This is a genomic window from Petrotoga sp. 9T1HF07.CasAA.8.2, assembly GCF_002895585.1.
Taxonomy (GTDB): Bacteria; Thermotogota; Thermotogae; order Petrotogales; family Petrotogaceae; genus Petrotoga; species Petrotoga mobilis.
In genome coordinates this window covers 75590-99058 of the sequence record NZ_AZRI01000025.1, presented here as the reverse complement: position 1 = coordinate 99058, position 23469 = coordinate 75590, and the positions used below count along the sequence as shown (strand labels likewise).

Here is a 23469-nt window from a genome sequence, read left to right as displayed (position 1 = left end):
CAAGAACTTTAAATTTATTTTAATTATTTGGTTTGCAAAAGGCAGCAAACAAAGGCTTATGCCTTTAAGAACCAAGCCCTCAGATAAATTTTAATTCTATTTTGATTAATTGGTTCGCACAAACCAGCGAACAACAGAGGAGGTAAATTATTTGCAAGAGAAAGCAAAAATTCCCACTGATATATTGATTTTTCTGGTTTTATTTGCTTTAATACCTTTTTTAATGGTACCCAATTTGGTGTATGAGTATTCTACTCAGAAACATTTAGTTTTTTCTTTGTTCATGGTCGTTATTCTAATTTATTATTTGTTCAAATATTTTTCTAAACCTGTTTCAATAAAGTTCACTTATCCACACATTTTTTTATCTTTTTTCAGTATTTCTGCCTTTTTATCTTTGATATCAGTTTATATGGAGAATAAATATTACCTACCCAAGTCTGTCGGAATAGCCTTCTACATAGTGCTTATTGTGTTTTTTTCTTACGTAATTACTACTCGTTTTGGAAAGGATTTTAAATTTATTGAGTACGGTCTTTTTATTTTTATGGTTACAGGGACTGTTATAGCCATAGATGGACTTTTGAACAAGTTTTTAGGCTTTGATTTGTTCTTTGGTAAATATGGGGATCCTTCCCAAAGAATAGTATTAAGAACGACTATCGGAAACCCTAATTTTGTTTCAGACTATTTAGCTCAGCTGTTACCAATTTCTATATATTTTACTTTAAGGAAAAATACTAATACCTACATTAGAATATATGCTTTAGCGAATGTTTTCATAATGTATTGGGTTGTTTTGTTGGCACAAACTCGTTCAATTTACCTTGCGACTTTTGTTGGTTTAGGATTTGCTATAGTATCTTACCTCATTTCAAATAAAAAAGACACCTTGAAAAATTATGTAAAAAGTAATGAGTTTAAAATATGGGTGATTTTGGTTTTATCTGTTTTAGCCTTTTTATTCCTTATGTTTAATTTTGAGACGCCATTCAACAGAGGTGGAGAAGTAATCGCGGCAGATCGTTTCGCAGCAATGGCTTCTGTTTCTTCTTGGGATGAAAGAAGTTTGTCATGGCTTTCCGCTGTAAAACAATTTGCAGATGAGAACCATAAAAACCATTTTATAATTGGAAGTGGAATAAATACATATCCAGTGTATGCGGTTCATTACTTAGCTGAGGTACAGGCAGAAAACCCCGAAAGGTTTTTATATGCATGGAATAATTTTAAAAGGGCTCACAACGACTATCTACAGGTATTGGGAGAGACAGGTATTTTAGGTTTTTCTTCAATAGTGTTAATGCTCGTAAGTTTAATGGTGGTATACTTTAAAGTTTTAAAGCTCGAAAAAGATGATGACAACAAAATCCTTTTATTTCCCTTATTTGGATGGAGTGCCACGATCATGGTAATCCACGCATTTACAGAGTTTGCATTTCACATGCATCCCAACCTTATATTAAGTGTATTTATCCTCTCAAGTGCTGTATCAGAACAGTTCCATCCACATGTGAAAAGCTTAAATATCAAAAAAAGTCAGTTTGTGATTATTCCTTTAGTTGTGGTTGGAGTAGTAGCGTCTTATTACAAAATAAACGAGGTTACATCCGAGGCCCTCTTCGTTAAAGGAAATCGTGAATACAATTCAATGGTATCTCTTATTAACGCTACTGAAAGTCAAATACCAAATATTATAAGCCAACTTGAATCTCAAAAATCCACTCTTCAAAAACAATTAGCAAATTACACTCCAGGAAGTGCAAATTTTCAAAGGATAACACAGAGTATAAACCAGATAGAGACGCAGATAGAAGATTATAAAAATATGCAGTTATCATATGAAAGTAGAGCTGAACAAAGCTATAATAATGCTTTTGAATATTTTCAGAAATCATTAAAATGGGACCCTAATTTTGGTAAATCGGCATTTTACCTGTCCCAGCTTTTAACGTCCAGTATTCGGCAAAATTCTCTTACTTATGAAGATTTACCTAAAATATTTGAAAAAGAAATCGATGGTTACGATTTTATTATCGAAGAGTTTAATGGCTCACTTGATTTAATGCCATTTCCTGATAACATTTTGAGAGACACCGTAGAACCGATTTATTCTATCGACCTAAGCAACAATGCTAAACAGATTACATTAAAAATTCAAACCCTATACGATGGCATAAATCAATTGGAGTATTCATACTTATCATTCAATGAAAAAAATGCCTATAGATTGATAGGCAGAATATATTATAACATCGTAGTTCTATACGAACAGTTAAAAAATTATATACCACTGGATAAGTTAGAAGTAGTAGAAGAACTTCAAAATGAAGCTTACAGTAATTTTCATCATTGGGAGCAGCAAGCTATTTACATCCTTCCTGGTGGTTGGAATAGGTTCCCTGAATGGGAAGACGTTTATTATGAATATTTGCTGTTAACTGCAAGGCTGATAAACATATATCCACAAGATGAATTAATAAACAAAATAATTTTTATAACCCAGAAAGAGGGAGAAGCGGACTATTACATGGCACAAAAATTTAGAGGGATACCAGATAGTTCCTTAAAATTGTTATCTGAGTTATACTCAACCTTGAGGGATGAAAATTTAAAAAATCAACTAGCAGAAAATGTTGTTAGCAATTATGAGGCTGTTTACAACTATTACAAGGGTCAAAAAGAAGAAGGATCTCCTAATTATACTAGATATCAAGATAGAATCGAAAGTTTCTTCAGTGATTACGAATTTTTTACAAGAAGGTTGGTAAAGTAGTGAACAAGGTAATGACATTTTTGTTGCTGATATCTTTGAGTTGGTTTTTGATCGTATTTTCTGTTTATTTGAAAATAAACTCTTATGGATACACACTTGAAGGTAGCTTGAAAGATTTCTACGTTGAAAATGCTTCTTTGATGAAAGTTATGCCTTTTATAGAAGATGGTCACATTGAAGAAGTTGAATTGAATGGATATAAAATTTATAAGAAAGATGATAAAATTATTATAAGGAAAGTTATTGAGTAATGTTGAAAAATATTCTCTCAAAAAGTAGGAGTTTTCATGAGCAATGATTGAAGAAGTTATAAATTCTTTTGATTATATAGTTCAACTGAAAGAAAAGGGTATGATAACTTGGGAAGAGATCTTCCCAAGTTTTTATAGCATTGCAAAAAATAATTTCAAAGTAATTAAAGAAAATGGCCTTTTAGAAGATGTTAAGAAGATTTTGGCTTATACAAAACCTCTTAAAACATTGTCAGAAGAACGTAAAGAAAGGCGTCTAGAAGGCTTAAAGGATTCCTTAAAGATTTTAAAAGAGCGGTATTTAGTTGATGAAGTTTTGGAAAAACCAGAAAAAAAATTGGCACCACTCACCGATATAAAATATATAAAAAAAGTAGGAACAAAAAGGGCTTTAATTCTAAATAAATTAGGTATTTTTTCGTTAAAAGATTTCTTTTACTATCCACCTAGGGATTACGAAGACAGAAGAAAGGTGGTAAAAATATTCAACGCCAAAGAGGACGAAAAAGTCGTAATAATAGGAAATGTAGTAAAAAGTGAAGAAATCAAAATAAATAAAGGTTTAACTATTTACAACTTTTCTGTGGAAGATGACAGTGGAGTCATAATCGTTACTTTTTTCAACCAGGATTACGTTAAATCTTATTTAAAAAGAAGTGTGAAATCCGCTTTTTATGGAAAGATAGAATATTCATACGGTATGAAACAGATGAAGTCTCCAGATTTTCAAGTGATTGAAAGTGATGAGGATTTCAAAAGTGAAATTCTGCCGGTTTATCCATTAACCTTTGGTATCTTCCAAACAACTATGCGAAGAATAGCAAAAGAAGCCATCCAACAGACATATTTTTTAGAAGAATTTTTACCTGAAGAATTTGTTCAAGGGTTCAATTTGTTAGATTTGAAAAAGCGAATAAAGGGAATTCATTTCCCTTTAAGCATTTATCATAAAGAAAGGGCTTGGTACTCTTTAAAATACGAAGAGGCAATTTTATTTGAATTAGCAATGATCTATCTAAAGTTAAAGATGAAAGAAATGAAAAAAGGTGAGACGAAAGAGATAAAGGGAGAATTATCAAAAAAATTTCTCAATACTTTAAATTTTGAACTCACACAAGCCCAAAAAAGAAGTTATGAAGAAATAAGAAAAGATTTAATTTCTCCATATCCTATGAATAGACTTTTACAGGGAGATGTTGGTTCTGGTAAAACCGTTGTTTCAGAACTAGCGATTATAGATGTTTGTGAAGCTGGATATCAAGCAGCAGTTATGAACCCTACCTCTGTTTTAGCTAAGCAACAGTTTAAGAAGCTTTCAAAAGATTTAGAGCCGTTAGGTTTGAAAGTAGTTTTGTTAACAGGAGATACTAAGGAAAGCGACAAAATATTAATAAAAGAAAAGCTAAAATTAGGAGAAATTGATGTTGTAGTTGGTACTCACGCAATTATTCAACAGGATGTTGAATTTAAAAAACTAGGGTTGGTGGTGATTGATGAACAACATAGATTTGGAGTGAATCAAAGACTTGAACTTATTAAAAAGGGGAATCATCCAGATATTTTGGTAATGACTGCTACTCCCATTCCTAGGACTTTGGCAATGACTTTTTACGGCGACTTAGACGTTAGCTTAATTGATGAGATGCCTAAAGGTAGAAGACCTATTAAAACAATACTTATTGCTGAATCCAACAGAAAAAGTTTGTATGAATTTGTTAAAGAAGAATTGGATCAAGGGAATCAAGTTTTTTTCGTGTATCCATTGATAGAAGAATCTGAAGCCTTAGAATTAAAAAACGCTATCAGTATGTATGAAGAGCTAAGTAAAGTATTTGAAGAATATAAAGTGGGGCTTTTGCATGGGAGGCTTTCACCTTCAGAAAAAAATGACGTGATGGACAAATTTGTTCAAAAAGAGTATGATATATTAGTTTCGACATCGGTAGTAGAAGTGGGGATAGATATCCCTGATGCTACGGTAATGGTCATCGAACATCCCGATCGTTTTGGATTATCTCAATTGCATCAGCTCAGAGGAAGAGTGGGCAGAAGTGATAAACAGTCTTATTGTTTTTTAGTAATAGATGATGATGCCAACAATGAGATAAAAAGTAAAATGAACTCCTTTTCTAAGACGTTAGATGGTTTTGAAGTGGCAGAAATTGACTTAAAATGGAGGGGACCAGGAAAATTCTTTGGAGTGGAACAGCACGGGATACCAGAATTTAAATTTTTGGATTTAGTCGAAGATATAAATATAATAGAGAATTCAAGAAAAAAGGTAGAGCGATTTTTAGCAACTATCCAAAGTTTCGATAGATATCCTAATTTAAAACAAGAATTGCAAACAAGATATGGAGATTCAATACATTTGGTCAACGTTCTATAGGGATTTTTTGGCTTTTAGGAGGAGAGTATGAAAAAGGATAAAGTCTTTTTAAACACTTTGTGGGTTTCGCTAACCTCTTTTTTAGTTATTTGTATAGTTGTCTTACCAAAAAGTTTTTCTGGGGAATGGTATTTCAGCCCTGTTTTAGTCACAGTTGGTCCATTAGAAATAAGATGGTATGGACTGTTAATTGCTTCATCCATACTGTTGGCAACTTTTATTGCTCAAAAAGAAGCTGAAAGAGAAAAAATAAATGAAGATGATCTTTTCACCGCTGTTTCTTTGGGAATTATATTTGGGATTATAGGTGCAAGATTGTATTATGTTCTTTTTAATCTTGAATATTTCTCTCAAAATCCTTCAGAAATTTTTAAGATTTGGCATGGAGGATTGGCTATACATGGAGCGATATTGGCTGCTTTTTTGGTAGTTTTTTTGTATACACGTTTGAAAAAAAAGTGTACCTTTACATTTCTTCAAGGATTAGATTTATTCACCTTTGTTTTACCGTTAGCTCAGGCTATTGGAAGATGGGGTAATTTTTTCAACCATGAGGCATACGGTTCACCAACAAATCTTCCCTGGAAGATGTACATTTCATTACCGGATAGAATGCCAGGGTATGAAGCCTATGAGTATTTTCATCCAACATTCTTGTATGAATCTGCATGGAATTTGTTGGTATTTCTAATATTGTTTTATTTTATTAGAAATAAGAGAAAAACATATGGAGAAGTGACTGCTCTGTATTTAATTCTTTATTCTATTGGGCGAATTCCTATTGAAAGGTTAAGAACGGACAGTCTCTATATTGGGGATCTACGAGTTGCTGTAGTTATAAGCATTATATTGATAGTGTTGGGTTCTTTGCTTTTTGTATACCTCAGAAATAAAAGAGTAATCGTCGAAAAAAAGGAGTGAATATTGATTGATAAATATTCTATTGATAGCTTTAGGTATTTTTCTCTTAATAAGAGGTGCAGATAGGTTAATAGAAGGTGCCCTTGGATTGACAAGAAAACTAGGTGTTTCCGAACTATTTGCGGGTTTGACGGTGGTGGCCTTTGGTACCAGTGCGCCGGAATTAGTTGTTACGATTTCTTCGTCTATAAAAGGAGCCAGTGTAGGTTTAGGAAATGTTCTTGGCTCAAATGTTGCAAATATTGGTTTAATTTTGGGGATCTCTTTTTTAATTTCGCCAACAAAAATTCAAAAATCTACAGTAAACATAGAAATGCCTTTTTTGCTTATTATTTCAGTGGTTATATTTGCAATGATAATGGAAGGGAATAGTGTTCTAACTAGATACGATGGTATGATTTTGATAACCTTTTTGTTTATTTTTATGGCTTATCTTTATTATATGGCAAAAAATGATCAACAAGTCAGGAAACAACTTGTTGAAAATGAAGAAATGAAAAAAGTTGAAAAAGAAGAGTCTTGGGCTAAAATAATCACTTTTTCTGCCTTGGGGCTGGCTATGTTGATAATAGGGGGAGAATTGACGGTAAGTAATGCAGTTATATTTGCTAAAAGTATTGGGATCTCAGAATCTTTGATTGGGGTAACTATAGTTGCTATAGGAACTTCCCTTCCGGAATTAGTTACCGCTATTGTCGCAGCAGTCAAACATTCGGATGATATAGTGATGGGAAATATAGTTGGTTCCAATACGTTCAATATCGCTGCCATACTTGGTATATCAGCGCTAATAAATGGTGCCAGGGCAGATAGACCGGTTACTTTTGATGTATCGTATGGGCTTTTACTGGCATTGGTCTTGTTGTTTGGTGCACTGATCAAAAAAGATAGAAAAGTTGGAAGAGGTTTGGGCTTCATACTGCTTACTTTGTATGTAATTTACATAATCATTAGCATTCAAATTGGGTAACTTTTCTAATTGTTGAGGAAGGAATGAAGATGAACTTCTATAAGAAAAAAAGGACTTTACTCGTTATTTTTGTTTTTGTTTTATTTCTATTTTTTTTCTTTTATCCAGTAACTTTTGTTGATGAAGAAGATAATAATATTAGAATATTTTCGACGGGGTTAACAAAGGTAATTTTCTATCAAGATATAGAACACAGTTTTATAGAAAAAAGTATCTTTTTTTACGCACCAATTCCTTTTGAAGAGTTTGCCTTGTTAAATGTACAAAACAGTTTTTTGCTACGACAAAATGGAGATACTTTAATTCAAAGGCAAAGTAACGATTCAACGGCCATGGTTTATTTCAAAAGTAAAAATACTCTTTATAACTATGATAATTTTTTCTATAACAAAATATGGTTGGAAGATAGGATTGTTCAATCTAAAGATTTTTTGGAAAATATTTCAGAAATCGATGAACCTATGTATATTCTTTATATGGATCAAAGTAGGTCTTTTCAAGTTTTACCAAGTGTTTACGTTGTTAATTCTGTCAAGGATTTAGTTCATGAGTTATCTCATTATTTTTTTGGTTACAAGGTGAAAGCTTCCTCAACGGATACTTGGCATGAAATATTAGCAGAAACTAATTCATTATTGTTTCTTAGAGAAGTTTATCCAGAGGAGTATCTGAAAGAGTTAGAACTCAAAAAATCAGGTTTTTATGATGAACCTTATGGGGAAAGTGTAATATCTTTCATGGAAAGATTGGATTTTGACAAAGAAAAAATATTTGATATAGAAAGATACATTTTAAATAATTTTGATAGATTAGATGACAAAAGGTTTGAAAATTTAGTCGAAAACATTAATTAAACAACGAAGGTGTTAGAAGTGAAAAAAATTCTGTTGGTTTTTCTCCTTGCCCTTTTAGGATATTTTTCTTTTTCATTTGACTATGTTTTTTTGTTTATAGCCGATGGAATGGGAATTCCACATATGCAGTTATCTAATATGTACAAACAATATTTATACACAGATCAACTGCACATGCTTGAACTACCTTACTATGGAATGGTTGAAACTTCTTCGATTAACGGAGTAACGGATTCAGCAGCAGCCATAACGGCAATTTTATCTAAAGAAAAAACCTACAACGACAGGATAAACATTAATCCTGATGATGAAAAGATACTGCCCATTACTTATGAATTAAAAAAACGAGGGTACAAAATTGGTGTCATAACAACTAACACCATCATCGATGCTACCCCGGCGGGAGCTTATAGTTTCGTTGAAAATAGAAGAGATTACCAAGAGATAATGCAAGATCTTTTAGAAAGCAATTTTGATCTTTTCATAGGGGGAGGAAAAGCTTATTTTAAGGATAGAAACACAAAAGAGTATGGATATTTATACACAGAAGAACTAAGTAAAATTCCGTTTCCTGGTAATGAAATTGTTATGTTGTATTATGGAAATTTTACTTTTTTAACAGACGATCCGAAAAGAGTTACGTTAGAAGAAACTTTAAATTATGCGTTGAGTAAATTTAAAGGTTCTCCTTTTTTCATTTTGATAGAGGGGGGAAGAATCGATCACGCTGCACACGCACATGATACTTATTCATTGATAAACGAGATATTAGATTTTGACAATGCAGTAAAAGTTGCTATCGATTTTTATAAGCAATATCCTCAAGAAACCTTAATCATAGTAACTGCGGATCATTCAACAGGAGGTTTGAGTTTAGGCGATGGTTTTTTGGCGCTGAATAAGCTTCAACCCACTGAGTTTTCTTATGAAAAGCTGATAAGTACATTTAACCAATCTAAGAACTATGAAGAGTTTCAAGAAAAATTGGGTTTGACGCTTGATTTAGAAAAAGAGTTTTACGATACCAAGAATTCAGAAGAAAATGTAACTTATCAATCGCCAATAATCAAAAGTTTTTATGAAGCGTTAAACGATGCTGTGGGTATAAATTGGAGTACTTTTGGGCATACATTAGATTACGTACCTCTTTTTTCCAACGTTCCATTTGATAAAAATATAATATCAAATAATGAAATTTTTTCTATTTTTGAGATTTATTGACTTAAATGGGGTTAAACGACTTTAATCGCTGCTAATTGAAAGTAATTGCCTATAATTAGATTTTGAGAAAAAAATTTCATGATGTATAATATCTCTACAGAGCACTTTTGTAGGTTACCCTCCCTCCTGGAGTGTTCTGTCCCCGGAAGAATTCATTTCCAAATTAGGGCCTTATTAAGGCCCTTTTTTTAAGGTTTAAAAAAGATTAGAATTTCAATATCACCGTAATCTCTTACTTCTTCTCTAATTAAATTTTTAGGTATATAATCAGATTTTTCATTCTTATATTTTTCAATAATGATGTAGCCGCCGTTTCTAATTAAAAATACATTTGAATCTATGAATTTCAAAAATTCTTGGACATAACTGTTATTAAAAGGTGGATCAGCAAATATGTAATCAAACTGTTCATTTGAAAGTTTTGTAATAGATTTTCTAAAATCTGATTTTATAACTTTTATTTTATTTAGTACCCCTAAAGATTCAGCGTTTTTTAAAATCGAGCTCACGGCCTTAGTCGAAATATCAACCATTGTAGAACTTTTTGCCCCATTACTTAAAACTTCAAAACTCATTATGCCGCTACCTGCAAAAAATTCTAAAAAATTAGCTCCTGTAAAATCAAAAATGCTTATCAGAGCTCTTCTTAAAGTAGCGGGAGTATATCTCGTCCTACGATCATCAACTGTTTCTATATTGGTATTCTTAAATTTGCCGCTTTCAATCTTCAAAGCCATTTTTACACCTCATACAAACAAAGAAGGGCTTCATTAAGCCCCTTTCGTTTTTGGAGCGGATGACGGGACTCGAACCCGCGACTCCCAGCTTGGGAAGCTGGAGCTCTACCAACTGAGCCACATCCGCATTTGAAATTTTTATTTTAAATCAAATATATTATACCAATAATTTAAAACAAAATCAATATTTAATATTTTAATTATATCTTATCCTTGTTAACGTCATAAAATAATTTATGAAAGAACTTTTGTAAATTGTTTTGAGAAATCTTTTTTGTCTCTAATTCCTTAGTTATATCAAAAAGGCCAACATCTAAATCATCTTCAAATAATAATTCTTTTTCTTCTTTTTTCATTATCGAAGAAAAGTTATTTTTTATCTCAGAATCAGGTTTTATGACATTTTCCAAATGAGAATACTCTTCTTGGTTCTTTCCATTACTTTCCGCTTCAAGATTAGCTGGTTCTTGAACTCTACTTTTGTCACCATTACCTTCTAACTCATTTAGAATTTCTTCAATCTCTTCCAGGCTTGATTCTTTCAAGATATCGTTTATATCCTTATCAAGTTTATTCTCAAGGTCTTCTATCTCACTTACTTTGCCATCTTTTTGGTCTTTGGATACAATAGCTTCTTCTAGTGAAGGGTCTTCATTTGAAGTTATCCCAATAAGTTTTTTTAAAGGGGATGATACTTGCCAAACGTTTTTTATGTATGGTTCATTAAATTGGTCTATTGTTTTGTATTTGATTCCTTGAGTTTCTACTTTGTTTATATTGGTCAGAGTTTCCATATTATTTAACTCGTTCTCTCTTTTCTCAAAAGTAACATGTCGACGAATCAAAAAAACAGTAAAAAATGAGGCAGCTAAGGAAATAGCAAATATTATTAGCATTATGGTAAAAAAGGTTAAAAGATTAAAGTTTTGCTGTTCTTCTTCCAACGGTTGAGTATTATTAATTTTTAGGTTTGATGTGTCTAAAAGCTCTGATTGTTGAGATGTAGATTCAATAACACTTAGAGCTTCATCCACAATGGGGATACCTTTTAGGGGTTGCAAGTATATTTTAGCTGTGGCATAATCTTTGTTGTGAAATGCAGATAATCCTAGATACATTTTTATTTCTGGTATTTCACTTTCTAATCTAGGTGATAGTTGCAAGGCTTGCTCAAAAAAAATTTGAGCTAAATCATATTGGGCATTTCTATAGTAGTTTAAGCCGTTCATATAGTATTCGTAGGCAACTTCGTAATTATCAGCAAATATTAGCATTATGTGGAGCAGAATTATCAACAGAGTGATTGCTTTCTTAATGTTGACACACCTCACAAGGAAAAATTAATTAGTTCAATTTGGTTATTTTTGGTAACCATCCATCCTTTGCCCCTTTTATCGATGAGGACATCAATTATATTAGTATCTGATCTTTGAAAAAAACCGGGGAAAGTAGCTTCTTTTAAAAGTAAGTAACTCACATGATCTTTCCCAAATACAAATAATTTATCATTAAATATTTGTAATTTTAATTTTCCTATGTTTCCGTCTTCTATGAGTTGTAACCCATTTTTTGAACTATCCCACAGAACTAATTTATAGTTTGAAAATAAAATAAAATAGTTATTGTTATATAAAGCAAAATCAGTAATCTCTCCTAACTGAGTTCCCAAAACTTCTTGAATTGTAGAATTATTTATCATTTCCACAATATCCATGTTTTGTAGTTTTGATATTTTATCCTCAAAGATGACATATACTTCCCCATTTATTACTTTTAATGATATAAAATTGCTGCCTTCATTTATCAGAGAATCGTTGAGATAGACATTACAATTGTTTGGTTCATATTCCACACTTAAAAACCCTACATTTGGTAAATAATAAATTTCGGTACCTTTAGAAGGTATTTGTGAATTAATTTTATCAATTTTGCCGTTTTCATTCAAAATGTATACTCCATCAACAGTAGATATATAATACTGGTTGTTGAATACTAATCCACCCATAATTTTATTTGAAAATATTTTTTCTAGTTTGCTGTTGTAAATAGCATTAGGACTTTTAAAGTAAATATTTTCTCCTACTTCGATAATGCTCATTGTATCTTCGTCTATTTCTCCTTGCTTTATTGGATTTAGTAAAATTGTACTTTCTTTATACGCTGAAGGGAGTTTAAAAGTAGAAATAATAGTTGGGCGGGGATTTTCACTTTGATCTGGAGTTGGGGTACCTTCTACTGTTTCGTATGTGTATTCGACGAAATTATCATCTGTAAAGGGCTCCACTGAATATGAAGGGACGGATTCTTCTAAAAAATTAACTATTATATTCAAAACATCTGAATCATTGTAAATTTCATAAAAGCTCTTTTGAGAATAGTAAGTTTTATCAGTCCCTTCTAAGTTAGCGCTGTCAACACTTACTATTCCATCTCCCTTTCCTCGAACAAATTCTGGATACAGCCTGGCAATATATTTATTTGATAAATCTTCATCAATTGCGGGACTAGTACCAATAATCGTTAAATATCTGATGTCATTTCTTGTGCCAAAAGAGTTTAATTTGTTCAGAAATTCAGAGTCAGGAATAAGATCTTCATAGTACGAATTTATTTGATCAAGGTAAGAACCAATTTGCAAAGTGATTTTTAATATCGTGCTATCCTCAACATTAAACAATTGAGATAAAATATCTGTATTTTTTCCAAAGAGTAAATTGAAAAAAAGGGGGTTTGCTAGGTTACTTCCTTTATTTGGAGTAGAAATGAGTACTAAATTTTCAACATTTTGAATTGTTTGAGTAGACTCCAAAGCATATCTAGCAATTAATCCGCCAATGCCATGTGCAATAATGTCAAACTTTTTATTAGGAAATCTAGAAAGTTCTTGAGCGAGACGCCTTCCTTCAAATTCAATGTAACTATCAATCCCTGTTCTTTCAACAAAACTGATAAAAGAATCGTTGTAATTTTTACTTCTAGTAGATGTCAGTGGGTAATTGTAACTCCAAATGGTTCTATTTGGAAAAAGGGATGACCAAAAAGATTGTGGATAACCATTTTCAGGTACATTCATTATCTTTCCTAAGAAATTAATATCAGTTCCAGGAATTAAAATAATATCAGGTTCAAGGGTTGGTGGCGCTTCTTTTATAACCTTGAGCCCACTGGATGATTCTTCTGGAGATTCAATGACTAGACCTATATAATTTACTTTAGTTATTTGGAATGTTTGCGCTTCTATGTAATACTCGTCATCTATTTTTACTATTTTTTCTCCACTGAATTCAGAGATAACAGGAGGTTCTTCCTGTGTGATGTAAGCCAAGGAGAAATTGACGAAGTTATCTCCAAAGTAATTATCCTTTGGAATCTTGTATCTTAAGGTAATTGGTAAAATAGAGGATTCATTACTTTCATCTGAGAAAGTAATTTTATATATTTCACCGTAAAAATTTTTGTAGTTGATCAATTCTTGATATTCCGCAGAACTTTTATCCACAACGCTTATATCAATGTGTTTCTTTGAAGGAAAAGCAAAATCAGGAACCATTATTTGAATATTGGTAGAAGAAGGAGTTATCTGATTTGGAGGCAAAAATATGTTTTTAAAAATAATAGAAAAAACAAGAATTAAAATACCTATTACAACAATCGATAAGAGAATTTTGTATTTTTTTTCCATATATTTAATTTTATTTAAAAAGTTGAAAGGTTTGAATTTTATAGCTCAGTCAACTCCTTTTGAGACTTTTACCTTGTTTCTATAATCTTTCGAACTTCTTTCAAAAGTTGAGATAGTTCTTTTAGATTTAGGTCTTCCAATTTTTGTAAAACATTTATATAAATATTATCGGCTATTATTTGTGTTTCTTGAAAATTATAAAAATTTAAAAGAGTTTTTTTGTTTGCATCTTTATTAGTTTCTTTTCCAATATCTTCTTCTTTAGTAAAGATATCTTTTAGATCATCGAAAATTTGGAAAGAAACACCAAAATCAGTTCCTATTTTATTCATCTCTTTAGCAAGCTCTGCTTCCCCAGCCATTAAAAAAGGAGATGCAAAACAAAAACCAAAAATCGCCCCTGTTTTCTTTGAATACATCTCAAGAATTTCTTTCTCACCTACATTTTTATCTTCTTTTTCGAAGATTAGATCTTCCATTTCTCCTTGAAATAATTTTAAAATGGTTTTTATAAAATAATCCACTAAGAGAAGTTTGTTCCCTTCTTTAATATTATCTAAACCGGCAACAATCTGTAGTGGGAGAGTGAATCCATAATCTCCAGCTAGTATGGCTTTATATTCTCCAAACTTTAAATGAGTAGTTAGAGCTCCTCTTCTTAACTTTGCATTGTCTAAGGCAGGTAGATCATCATGTATCAAGGATGATGAGTGTAAAATTTCGACAGCTATCGCAATGTCAATTAAATTCTTTTTATTTATAGAGATTATTTGTCCGAAGTTATATATTATCCAGGGTCTAAGTCTTTTGCCTCCATTTTCTATGTAATAAAACAGTGGCTCTTTTAAATGATCTTCCAGGTCCAAATTTTCGAAAAAATTCTTTATCTTCTTGTCAAAGAAATCTTTAAACTCTAATAATTTTAGAAATTCCATTGATTCACCTCGTGCTTTTAGAAAAAATTATTCGTCATCTTCATCTTCAGTTTTATTTTTATTTTCGAACTTCCTTCTCAGTTCGTCTATATCGAAGTTTTCAATATCTTGTCTGAACTCGCTTTGTTCTTCTGCGTTTATAAAAGAAGCTTCAATACCGTGTTCGGATACTATTTCTTCGTCTATGTAAATAGGTAAGTTATTTTTTAATGATAAAATTATGCAATCAGAAGGCCTGGCATCGATATAGATCTCTTTTGAACCACTATCTTTCAGGACTAATTTAGCGTAATAAATATCCTGCTTGAATTGGTCAATTTCTATCTTAATAGGTTGAGCTTTAAGTTGTTCGATAATATTACCAATGAGATCGTGCGTTAAAGGTCTTTCAAAATCTTCGTTTCTCAATATTAAAGCCAAAACACCAGCTTCACATGGCCCAATCCATATTGGTACAACAACGTTTGTATCTTCTACCTTTAAAAAAACTATCGGTGAATTTGAAACTTTATCTATTCCCATAGTAACATTGCTTACTTTTTTCATGTTTGAAAACCTCCTTTAAAAAACTGAAATTACGCTCTTGTTTCTTTTAAAGCTAGTTGAGGTTCGCTTGTAATATTTTCGCTGATTATGCTTTTGAGACATTCTCTTAATTCTCCTTCGCTAGCGAAAAGTTTTGGCTCGACTGGTTCATGTATGAATAGATTAACATTCGAAGGTTTGATAAAGACGCTTCCTTTTTTGCTCATTTTGATAGTTCCATCTATTGTGACAGGTAATAGTTTTATATTATATCTAAAAGGGATTAAAAGAGCTCCCTTTTTAAATTCACCTACTTGACCATCTAAACTCCTTGTTCCTTCAGGAAAAATAGTTATAATTTCCCCTGATTGAGATATTTTTGCAAATTTTTTAAGAGCTATAGCGCCACTTTTTGAATTATTCCTATCTATGAAGATAGAGCCAAGTCTTTTGATGAAATTTCCTAATATAGGAATCATAGAAAGCTCTTTTTTTGCAATAAAAGCTGTGGGATATATATATCCTAAAATTAAAGGAATATCGAAAAGGCTTTGATGATTCGCTACTACTACATAAGGGCCTTGCTGAGGAATATTCTCTTCACCATGAACTGAAATCTTACTATTTAAGAATTTAAAAGTAACTTTTCCAAACCAAGATACAACCTTTCTAATATATTCTTGAGAGACTTTGTGTCCCTTTCTTTTTTCCAAGATATTGGCTTTTATCAACACATAACTTCCATATACAATTACAACTCCGAGAAATCCGATAATTAACCATATTGTGAAGAATATTGCCTTTATTGTTTCTAATACCTTTTTCATGAATTGTCCTCCTTTTTCTTCCCTTTTCTTTAAGATACATGAGACTATGATTCAAAGTGATCAATTTATGAGACTTTACTATCTTCAATCTTATACTTTTTAACTTCATCTAAAGCATCTTTTTCCAATTTACTTAGATGTTGTAAAGAATCCTCAATTGATTTTATGTAATTTGTATTTGATTTAGTGGCAGGTTTAGAAGGTATAAATACGCTACATGAATCTTCGTATGGTAAAATAGATGTTTTATACAATGCGAATTTTTGGGATAATTTAATTGTTCCGTTTTTTGTTAAATCTTTTGAAGATGTACCAATGGGTAATCCGCTTGGTCTTTTTAAACGATTGTCAAATATAATCGTACCTTCTTTTCTAATATCTATTTCTATATCAAGCTCCGGGTTATTTAAGTCAACTTTTAGTTTAGGGAAATTGTTCAATATAAATTCACCTATTATTCCAGCAAATTCTTGACTGTTGTAGGGAAGAGATTTATTGGCTCTATTGACGTTTATTTTAAAAGTACTATAATTGTTGCTTTCAAGAGATTTTTTGCTACTTCGTAGACTTTATTTTTAAATGAATCTATATTTAATTCAGTTTTTTCAGCTATTGAAGATGAATGTATTCCAAAAATCTTTTTTAGAGTATCGATATCTTTAACGGTTATTCCCATATTTTGTTGAGGAATTAGATATATTCTATTGTTGTTAACCTTGAAAATGAAGTTTTGGGAAATTTTGCTTTGGATGTTGTTTTTAAGTTTATGCATAAAAGACATTTTATTTTTATTTTTTAGACTGATCTCGTCAACCCTTACTACTAAAAATAGCATTCATTTGCCACCTTATAATTTATAAAAAATATTTTCTTCAACTAAATTATAACATAACTGGGTTTTTTCAACTATATTTTTTTAAGAGTCACTTTGGAAAATATTGAGGAAAAGAGTCGACCAATTCAAAAAAACAAAAAAGTAACTTTTTCAACGAAAATATGTAATTAGAATATCTTTTCTGAAAATATTAAGTTAAGAACATACGATTGTTATTTTATTTAATATATGTGCTTTCTATTGACTTTAAATAAAGGGTTATGACTTATTATAAAATGTACGTTATTAAATTAGACAAATTCAGTCATATTTGAATTATTTTTCACAATAGTTTATAATTTAACTGACTGACCAGTCAGTCAGAAAAGAGGTGATCCAAATGAACACGGGGTTAAAGATTTTGGATAAGCAAGAACGAAAAAAATACATTGCAGAAAAAACGTTGGAATTAATAAGCGAAAAAGGTTTGTCAAATCTAACGATGGAAGATGTCGCCTCTTCGTGTAACTTATCTAAGGGTTCTATATATAACTATTTCAAAAATAAAAATGCACTAATTGTTTCTGCTTTTAGTGCTCTTTTAGAAAAAGTCCAAGGTTTTTTCGAAGAAAATGAATCGATGCCCTCTCAGGATTGTGTGGAAGCAAGTGCTGATTTTTATGCAAATCTTTATTCGCAAATTTTAAATACTTTTCCTTCAAAAGAATTGATGCGATTGTTTGAAATTTTAATAAATTCTACACATGATCAAAGTATGATGAAAATTTTAACTCAAACATTCAAAGAAAATTACGGAAAGATCCTTGGCAAATTTGAAAAATTATTTAATTCAAAAACGAAAGCTTTTATGCTGCAAGCGATGTTTGATGGTTTAGTTATATACAGGGCCGTAGGAATAGAATTTTCTAATGATGAAATAAAGAATAATTTTAAAAAAATGATTTTAAGTTTTACAGAAGATGACAAAAATTAGGAGGTGTCCGGTATGGCAGTTGTGGACTCAATGAAAAATATGTTACTTAAACAAAGTTCTAAATTAATAACCAACGTTGTAAGACATTCTGATGTGGATCAACTTGGGAAGTTGTTATGGACATTATCAAAATTCTCTAAGGAACCTGCAAAAAGTGGGCTTAGAAAATTAGCAACTGGGGCAGAAAATCATGATCCGATGCTGGAGAATTGGGCTAATTTGTTCAAGAAATCTAATCCCAAAGTTGTTGAAAAAATAATAAACAATCTAATCATTAACGAATTTGCAGTTGGTGAAAAAACGAGACAGGATAAGATGCATGAATATGGGATAGTCCTTCCAAAATTAGCTGTGCTTTCTCCAACATATGCATGTAACCTCAGATGTGTGGGTTGTTACGCTGCTATGTATGGTCACAAGTATATGCTTTCCAAAGAAGAAATTTTTGATGTAATAAGACAATTCAATGATTTAGGCATCTATTTCTTCATTATAACAGGTGGAGAGCCATTTGTATATCCTTATCTATTCGATGTACTAGAAGAGTTCAGCGATTCTTACTTTTTGCTTTATACGAATGGAACGTTAATTAATGAAGAAAACGCTAAAAAATTAGCTGAATTGGGTAACGCTACATTGGCTATATCAGTAGAAGGATATGAAGCTGATACCGATTGGAGAAGAGGTAAGGGTGTTTTTGAAAAAATTCAAAACGCTTGGAAGCTCTTAAGTGAAAATGGGGTAATATATGGAGCCTCTGTCACAGCAACAAGAAAGAATCACGATGCAATAATGAGTGATGATTTTTGGGAATATTTAAAAGAAAACAATGTGAGTTATGCATGGGTTTTCCAATTTATGCCCGTAGGAGCAGATGCTTCGATGGATTTAGTACCTACTGCCGAACAAAGGTATGAAAGATTCTACAAATTGGAAGAGTTAAGGTTAGGTGGAAAGTTTGCGTTTGTTGCTGATTTTTGGAATCATGGTTTCTTAACTAACGGTTGTTTAGCAGCGGGAGCTAAATATTTACATATAAACGCCAAAGGTTATGCTGAACCATGTGTCTTCCAACAGTTTGCCGTGGATAATATAAGGGAAAAACGAATTATAGATATTTTAAAATCACCATTTTTTGAGGCTTATAAGAGGACCATTCCCTATTCCAATAATTTATTTAGACCATGCCCCATAATAGACAATCCAAAAGTATTCAGGGCAATGGTAAAGAAGTTCAACGCTATTCCACAACATCCTGGTAGTGAGCGAACCGTGAATGAATTAGCTCCTGAATTAGACCAACTTGCCGAAGAATGGAAAAAATATGCCGATAAACTTTGGTACGAAGAAGGCTACGCTGAGAAGTATCCTTCAAAAAGAGGTGTATATAACTACAAAGTAAGGATGAGAAGATATTCAGAAAATGAAGAAAAATTAGCACTGGATAAAAAAGCATAATATTGATTCTTCAAAAGTAGTATTATCTTTTAAAATAACGGGTATTTTCTACCCGTTATTTTAATTTTTCAGTTAATAATACTTAGGTTTGATATGGTATAATATAAAAAATAAAAGATTATTCTAATAAGATAGAGAGTTATAGTACATAGTCCTTTCTTAGAAACGAGGGGTGGGAAGAAAAGGGCATTATAGCAAGTGTGGGGTTTCCATAATAGTAAAATAATAATGGTATTAGGAGGAAATCGATGGAGTACGATTTTTTATCTGTCACATTAAATCCTTCGCTGGATAGAGAAGTTATAATTGATAATTTTGAAGTAGGTAACATGTATAGAATAGAAAATCCTTCAAATTCCAAAATGGAACCAGGAGGTAAGGGTATTAACGTTTCAATAATGCTATCTAATTTGCAAATGAAATCGATAGTAACAGGTTTTTTGGGGGGACACATAGGTAGGGTTATTCAGAGTAAGCTTTCTGCGTATGAAAATATAACGATGAATTTTGTTTATTCAGAAGAAGAAAGTAGAGAAAACATTGAAATAATAGATCCCTTGAAGGAAGTAATGACTCTAATAAACAGTAAAGGTCCCTTCATTAATGATGAAGATTACGATCATTTTTTAAGGAGATATAAAAATTCTCTTTCATTAGTGGAACATGTCGTAGTGTCAGGAAGTGTTCCTCCTGGCTTGAAAACTGATGTTTATTCCGATCTGATGTTTGAAGCTAAGAAAAGAGGAAAAACTACTTACATGGAATCAATTGGACCGTGTTTTGAAAAAGCTATTTTAAATAATTGCCCTACCGTTGTTAGACCAGACTTTAGAAGAAAAGCAGAAATTTTCGGGAAAACCCTTGAAAGTATAGATGATTTTATTGATGCTTCAAAAAAAATTATAGAAAATGGTGCCAGATTAGTTGTTATGAGTTATCAGATTTTTGGTGATGTGATAACAACAAATGAGGGTGTCTGGCTTTTTAATCCAGAAGAAAGGATTGAGAAATCACATCTTTTTGGAGCAGGAGATGCATTTATGTCGGGAATAATATATTATATTATAAATTATAATTTTAATTATTTTGAAGCTGCAAAATTCGGTATGGCTAGTGCCATTTCCAAAACGGATTATATAGAAAAAAAGATAGGAACTTTAGAAGATATAAAAAGAAGTTTAAGTAGGTTTTCCATTGAAAGATTAGAATAACAAAGAGGTGTTTACCTTGAAAGCTAAGGAAATAATGGAGAGAGATCTAACGTCTTTAATGGAAGATGAGAAAGTAGAGCGTTTTATTACGGTATGTCGTAGGCATAATTTATCTGCGCTTCCCATAGTTACAAGTGATTTTAGACTGGTGGGATATTTAAGCGAAAGTGGTATCATTGACGCCTCACTTCCGGGGTATTTGAAGCTTATGGAAACTACTTCTTTTATACCGGATAGCCATCAATTTTTTAATGGATTAAAAAAAATATTGGATCGTCCAGTATCTGATTTTATGATAAAAAAGCCATTTAAGGTTTACTTTGATGATACGGTTTTACATGTAGCAGATGTAATAATAAAAAATAAATTAAAGGTTCTGCCAGTTGTTGATGACAATGAAAGATTAGTGGGGGTTATTAGAAGAATAGGTTTACTTAGTAGAACATTGACTGGTGAAATAGAATATGAAGCGTAAAGTTTCTTTTATTACTTTTGGATGTAAAATGAACCAAGCTGAAAGTCAAGCGATGGCCGAGAAACTATCTCCTCATTTTGATATTGTATTTGAAGAAAAAATGGGTAAGAGTGATATCTACGTTTTAAACACTTGTGCCGTAACTTCAGAGGCTGAAAGAAAGGTAAGGCAAACAATTAGGAGATTAAAAAAATCAAATGAAAATTCCAAGATTATAGCTACAGGCTGTTATTCTGTATCTGATCCCGAAGAATTAAAAAAAGTAGGCGCCGATTTGGTCTTAGGTAATTTAGAAAAAAAACAAATAGACCGTTTATTGTGTGAAGAAGGTATATACTCAGATAAATATTTTTGGTTCCATAATGAAAAATATGACATATTAGTTCCCAACGAACCGTATGGTGACAGAACACGGATCTTTTTACCTATTGAAGAAGGATGTATTAACTCATGTACATTCTGTAAAATAAGATTCTTGAGAGGATTAAAAATAGTCAGTTTACCAACAGAAGAAGTTATAAAAAGTATAGAAAAATTTATTGAAAAAGGGTATAAAGAAATAGTGCTAACTGGAACAAATTTGGGATATTATGGAATGGACAATTCAGAAACCTTAGAAGAACTATTAAATCAAATCGGGAAGAGTTTTGCTGATAAAGAAATTAGAATAAGAATAACGTCTCTATATCCTGAAATAATTACTGACAATTTGTCTACCATATTGAATTCTTATCCAATATTTGAAAAACACATACACCTTTCGATTCAACATTTTTCTGATAAAATTTTACAATCAATGCATAGAAAATATAATAGAAAAATGATTTATACAGCCATCGAAAACTTAAGAAAATACGACTCAAAGTTTTCTATTACTTGTGATCTCATAGTTGGTTTTCCTGGTGAAGATGAGGAAGATTTAAGAATCCTGTTTGATTCAATTGAAGAACTTAAGGTTTTAAAAGTCCATAGTTTTAGGTACTCATTACGTGAGGGAACTGTAGCAGCTAAGATGCAAAATCAGATACCTGGAAATGAAAAAAAAGACAGACTTTCACAAATGGATAAAATTGCTGATCTCTCAAGAAAAAATTACTTGAATGATATGTTAGGGTCTAGAGTTAAAGTATTAACAGAAAGTAGCTCAAAAAAAGGTCTTTTTGGATACGATGAATATTACATCCCCCATAATGTTCAATTTCATGAGAAAAAAATTGAAAAAGGTGAGTTTTTTAGTACGGTGATATCTTCTTTGTCTAAAGAAAATAAAGGGGTGGTATCGAATGTTCTATAATGGTAAAGAGTGGGTAGAATTTCCATTGGTTAGTGGAGATGATGAAGGGTTCGTGAATGGTTATTCGATTTATGATGTACTTAGAACTTATTCAGGTATTCCTTACAATTTAAAAAGACATTATGATAGATTGAAACGATCTGCTGATTTTATGGCATTTGAAATACCACCTCTTGAAAAGATAAAAATAATTTTAAATCAGGCAAAAAAGATTCATAATTATGAAGAATTCAGATTTAAAATATATGTAACTCCTTTCACTTCTAAATATAAAACATTTTATTGCTTTGTTGAAGAGTTGAAAGAGGATGTAGATTTGATCGAAGAAGGTGTTGTAGTTAATATAGCGAGAGAAAGAAAAACTTCGTCTCCTATTATTCCTTATTATGTAAAAACACCTTTAAATGGTTCAATCAAATACATCCATAAAAAATATGATTATTATTATGATTCCATCGTTTTAAATGAGTTCGGTAATGTAACCGAAGGTACATACTCTAATATTTTTTATGTCAGTGGAGGTGTTTTATTGACTCCTCATATTTCATCGGGGATATTACCAGGGATAACTAGAGAAGATGTCCTTGAGTTAGCAAATGATTTATCTTTAGAAGTTGAAGAGAAAGCAAATGTTCAAGTATGGGAACTTTTATCTGCCGAGGAAGTATTTCTTACCCACACTTCAAGAGGTGTAGTACCTGTTAGAAGAATTTTTCCTGATTTTACTTTTACTGTACCTGGTGTAGTAACGGAAGCTATTCTTGACAATTGGAAAGATTTTATAACAGAAAAAATAGAAGATTGAGAGGAATACTTTACTATTAAGATGGTCTAAAATGGAGGAAAAATTTGAAGGTGTTTTAAAACAACTTTCTAAAAAAAATTTGGTTTACAAAAAAATATATATAATAAAAAGATTAAGAGAAGAATTACCTAAGTATATTCCTGAGAATTTATCAAAAAATGTAACAGTTAAAAATTATCTCTTAAAAGATAAGATAGTGGAAATAGCCTGTGCTGACAATTATGTTAAACAGGAAATACTTTTTAGGGAAAAATTATTATTGAACGCGATAAATTCTATTCTGGAAAATGAAACGATAAATAGAATTAGAATTGTTTCTTGAGAAACGCT

At 31.4% G+C, this 23469-nt stretch carries 22 protein-coding genes and 1 tRNA gene; 14 read left to right on the top strand and 9 right to left on the bottom strand.

The window, feature by feature from the left end; all coding sequences use genetic code 11:
- Nucleotides 1-151 precede the first annotated feature (151 nt).
- From X925_RS05430 to X925_RS05400, 7 genes are read left to right on the top strand one after another with little or no spacing between them, the layout of a single operon-like run.
- Nucleotides 152-2776: an O-antigen ligase family protein gene (locus tag X925_RS05430; protein WP_121959346.1), complete on the top strand. Its 2625-nt coding sequence runs from the start codon at nucleotides 152-154 to the stop codon at nucleotides 2774-2776.
- Nucleotides 2776-3027: a hypothetical protein gene (locus tag X925_RS05425; RefSeq protein WP_103065370.1), complete on the top strand. Its 252-nt coding sequence runs from the start codon at nucleotides 2776-2778 to the stop codon at nucleotides 3025-3027. The genes X925_RS05430 and X925_RS05425 overlap by 1 nt, the downstream gene beginning before the upstream one ends.
- Before the next feature lie 43 nt (nucleotides 3028-3070).
- The gene (recG, locus tag X925_RS05420) at nucleotides 3071-5416 is read left to right on the top strand and encodes an ATP-dependent DNA helicase RecG (RefSeq protein ID WP_121959345.1); all 2346 of its coding nucleotides are present in this window, start codon (nucleotides 3071-3073) and stop codon (nucleotides 5414-5416) included.
- 27 nt (nucleotides 5417-5443) lie between these two features.
- Nucleotides 5444-6337: a prolipoprotein diacylglyceryl transferase gene (gene lgt / locus X925_RS05415; protein ID WP_121959344.1), complete on the top strand. Its 894-nt coding sequence runs from the start codon at nucleotides 5444-5446 to the stop codon at nucleotides 6335-6337.
- A gap of 7 nt (nucleotides 6338-6344) precedes the next feature.
- Complete coding sequence (locus X925_RS05410) at nucleotides 6345-7307, top strand: calcium/sodium antiporter (RefSeq protein ID WP_121959343.1); 963 nt, start codon at nucleotides 6345-6347, stop codon at nucleotides 7305-7307.
- A 29-nt stretch (nucleotides 7308-7336) separates the two neighbouring features.
- Complete coding sequence (locus tag X925_RS05405; RefSeq protein WP_121959342.1) at nucleotides 7337-8161, top strand: hypothetical protein; 825 nt, start codon at nucleotides 7337-7339, stop codon at nucleotides 8159-8161.
- 18 nt (nucleotides 8162-8179) lie between these two features.
- On the top strand, nucleotides 8180-9382 hold the full coding sequence (locus X925_RS05400; RefSeq protein WP_121959341.1) for an alkaline phosphatase: 1203 nt from the start codon (nucleotides 8180-8182) through the stop codon (nucleotides 9380-9382).
- 188 nt (nucleotides 9383-9570) lie between these two features.
- Here X925_RS05400 and X925_RS05395 read toward each other — a convergent pair whose 3' ends face one another.
- From X925_RS05395 to X925_RS05355, 9 genes are all read right to left on the bottom strand, one after another.
- On the bottom strand, nucleotides 9571-10119 hold the full coding sequence (locus X925_RS05395; RefSeq protein WP_012208044.1) for an RsmD family RNA methyltransferase: 549 nt from the start codon (nucleotides 10117-10119) through the stop codon (nucleotides 9571-9573).
- Between the two features lie 51 nt (nucleotides 10120-10170).
- Nucleotides 10171-10246: transfer RNA gene (locus X925_RS05390), tRNA-Gly, on the bottom strand.
- A 73-nt stretch (nucleotides 10247-10319) separates the two neighbouring features.
- Entirely contained in the window at nucleotides 10320-11414 is a 1095-nt protein-coding gene (locus tag X925_RS05385) for a tetratricopeptide repeat protein (RefSeq protein WP_146026689.1), read from the bottom strand.
- 32 nt (nucleotides 11415-11446) lie between these two features.
- Entirely contained in the window at nucleotides 11447-13801 is a 2355-nt protein-coding gene (locus X925_RS05380) for a hypothetical protein (protein ID WP_121959339.1), read from the bottom strand.
- 68 nt (nucleotides 13802-13869) lie between these two features.
- Nucleotides 13870-14736: a polyprenyl synthetase family protein gene (locus X925_RS05375; RefSeq protein WP_121959338.1), complete on the bottom strand. Its 867-nt coding sequence runs from the start codon at nucleotides 14734-14736 to the stop codon at nucleotides 13870-13872.
- Nucleotides 14737-14763: 27 nt separating this feature from the next.
- Nucleotides 14764-15282, bottom strand: a complete 519-nt coding sequence (locus X925_RS05370) for a bifunctional nuclease family protein (protein ID WP_012208040.1) — start codon at nucleotides 15280-15282, stop codon at nucleotides 14764-14766.
- 29 nt (nucleotides 15283-15311) lie between these two features.
- Entirely contained in the window at nucleotides 15312-16088 is a 777-nt protein-coding gene (locus X925_RS05365) for a 1-acyl-sn-glycerol-3-phosphate acyltransferase (protein ID WP_012208039.1), read from the bottom strand.
- A 65-nt stretch (nucleotides 16089-16153) separates the two neighbouring features.
- The gene (locus tag X925_RS05360; protein ID WP_081429146.1) at nucleotides 16154-16603 is read right to left on the bottom strand and encodes a THUMP domain-containing protein; all 450 of its coding nucleotides are present in this window, start codon (nucleotides 16601-16603) and stop codon (nucleotides 16154-16156) included.
- Nucleotides 16600-16923: a hypothetical protein gene (locus tag X925_RS05355; protein WP_041533993.1), complete on the bottom strand. Its 324-nt coding sequence runs from the start codon at nucleotides 16921-16923 to the stop codon at nucleotides 16600-16602. The genes X925_RS05360 and X925_RS05355 overlap by 4 nt, the downstream gene beginning before the upstream one ends.
- A gap of 379 nt (nucleotides 16924-17302) precedes the next feature.
- Here X925_RS05355 and X925_RS05350 point away from each other — a divergent pair, with 379 nt between their 5' ends.
- The 7 genes from X925_RS05350 (at nucleotide 17303) to X925_RS05320 (ending at nucleotide 23461) form a co-directional block, all read left to right on the top strand.
- The gene (locus tag X925_RS05350; RefSeq protein WP_012208038.1) at nucleotides 17303-17896 is read left to right on the top strand and encodes a TetR/AcrR family transcriptional regulator; all 594 of its coding nucleotides are present in this window, start codon (nucleotides 17303-17305) and stop codon (nucleotides 17894-17896) included.
- Nucleotides 17897-17908: 12 nt separating this feature from the next.
- Complete coding sequence (locus tag X925_RS05345) at nucleotides 17909-19354, top strand: radical SAM protein (protein WP_012208037.1); 1446 nt, start codon at nucleotides 17909-17911, stop codon at nucleotides 19352-19354.
- A 248-nt stretch (nucleotides 19355-19602) separates the two neighbouring features.
- Nucleotides 19603-20565, top strand: a complete 963-nt coding sequence (locus X925_RS05340) for a 1-phosphofructokinase family hexose kinase (RefSeq protein ID WP_012208036.1) — start codon at nucleotides 19603-19605, stop codon at nucleotides 20563-20565.
- Between the two features lie 16 nt (nucleotides 20566-20581).
- Entirely contained in the window at nucleotides 20582-21040 is a 459-nt protein-coding gene (locus X925_RS05335) for an HPP family protein (protein ID WP_012208035.1), read from the top strand.
- Nucleotides 21030-22334: a tRNA (N(6)-L-threonylcarbamoyladenosine(37)-C(2))-methylthiotransferase MtaB gene (gene mtaB, locus X925_RS05330; RefSeq protein ID WP_121959337.1), complete on the top strand. Its 1305-nt coding sequence runs from the start codon at nucleotides 21030-21032 to the stop codon at nucleotides 22332-22334. Before X925_RS05335 ends, mtaB begins: the two co-directional genes overlap by 11 nt.
- Complete coding sequence (locus X925_RS05325) at nucleotides 22324-23139, top strand: aminotransferase class IV (RefSeq protein ID WP_012208033.1); 816 nt, start codon at nucleotides 22324-22326, stop codon at nucleotides 23137-23139. The genes mtaB and X925_RS05325 overlap by 11 nt, the downstream gene beginning before the upstream one ends.
- A 31-nt stretch (nucleotides 23140-23170) precedes the next feature.
- Complete coding sequence (locus X925_RS05320) at nucleotides 23171-23461, top strand: DciA family protein (protein ID WP_012208032.1); 291 nt, start codon at nucleotides 23171-23173, stop codon at nucleotides 23459-23461.
- The last annotated feature ends 8 nt before the right edge of the window (nucleotides 23462-23469 follow it).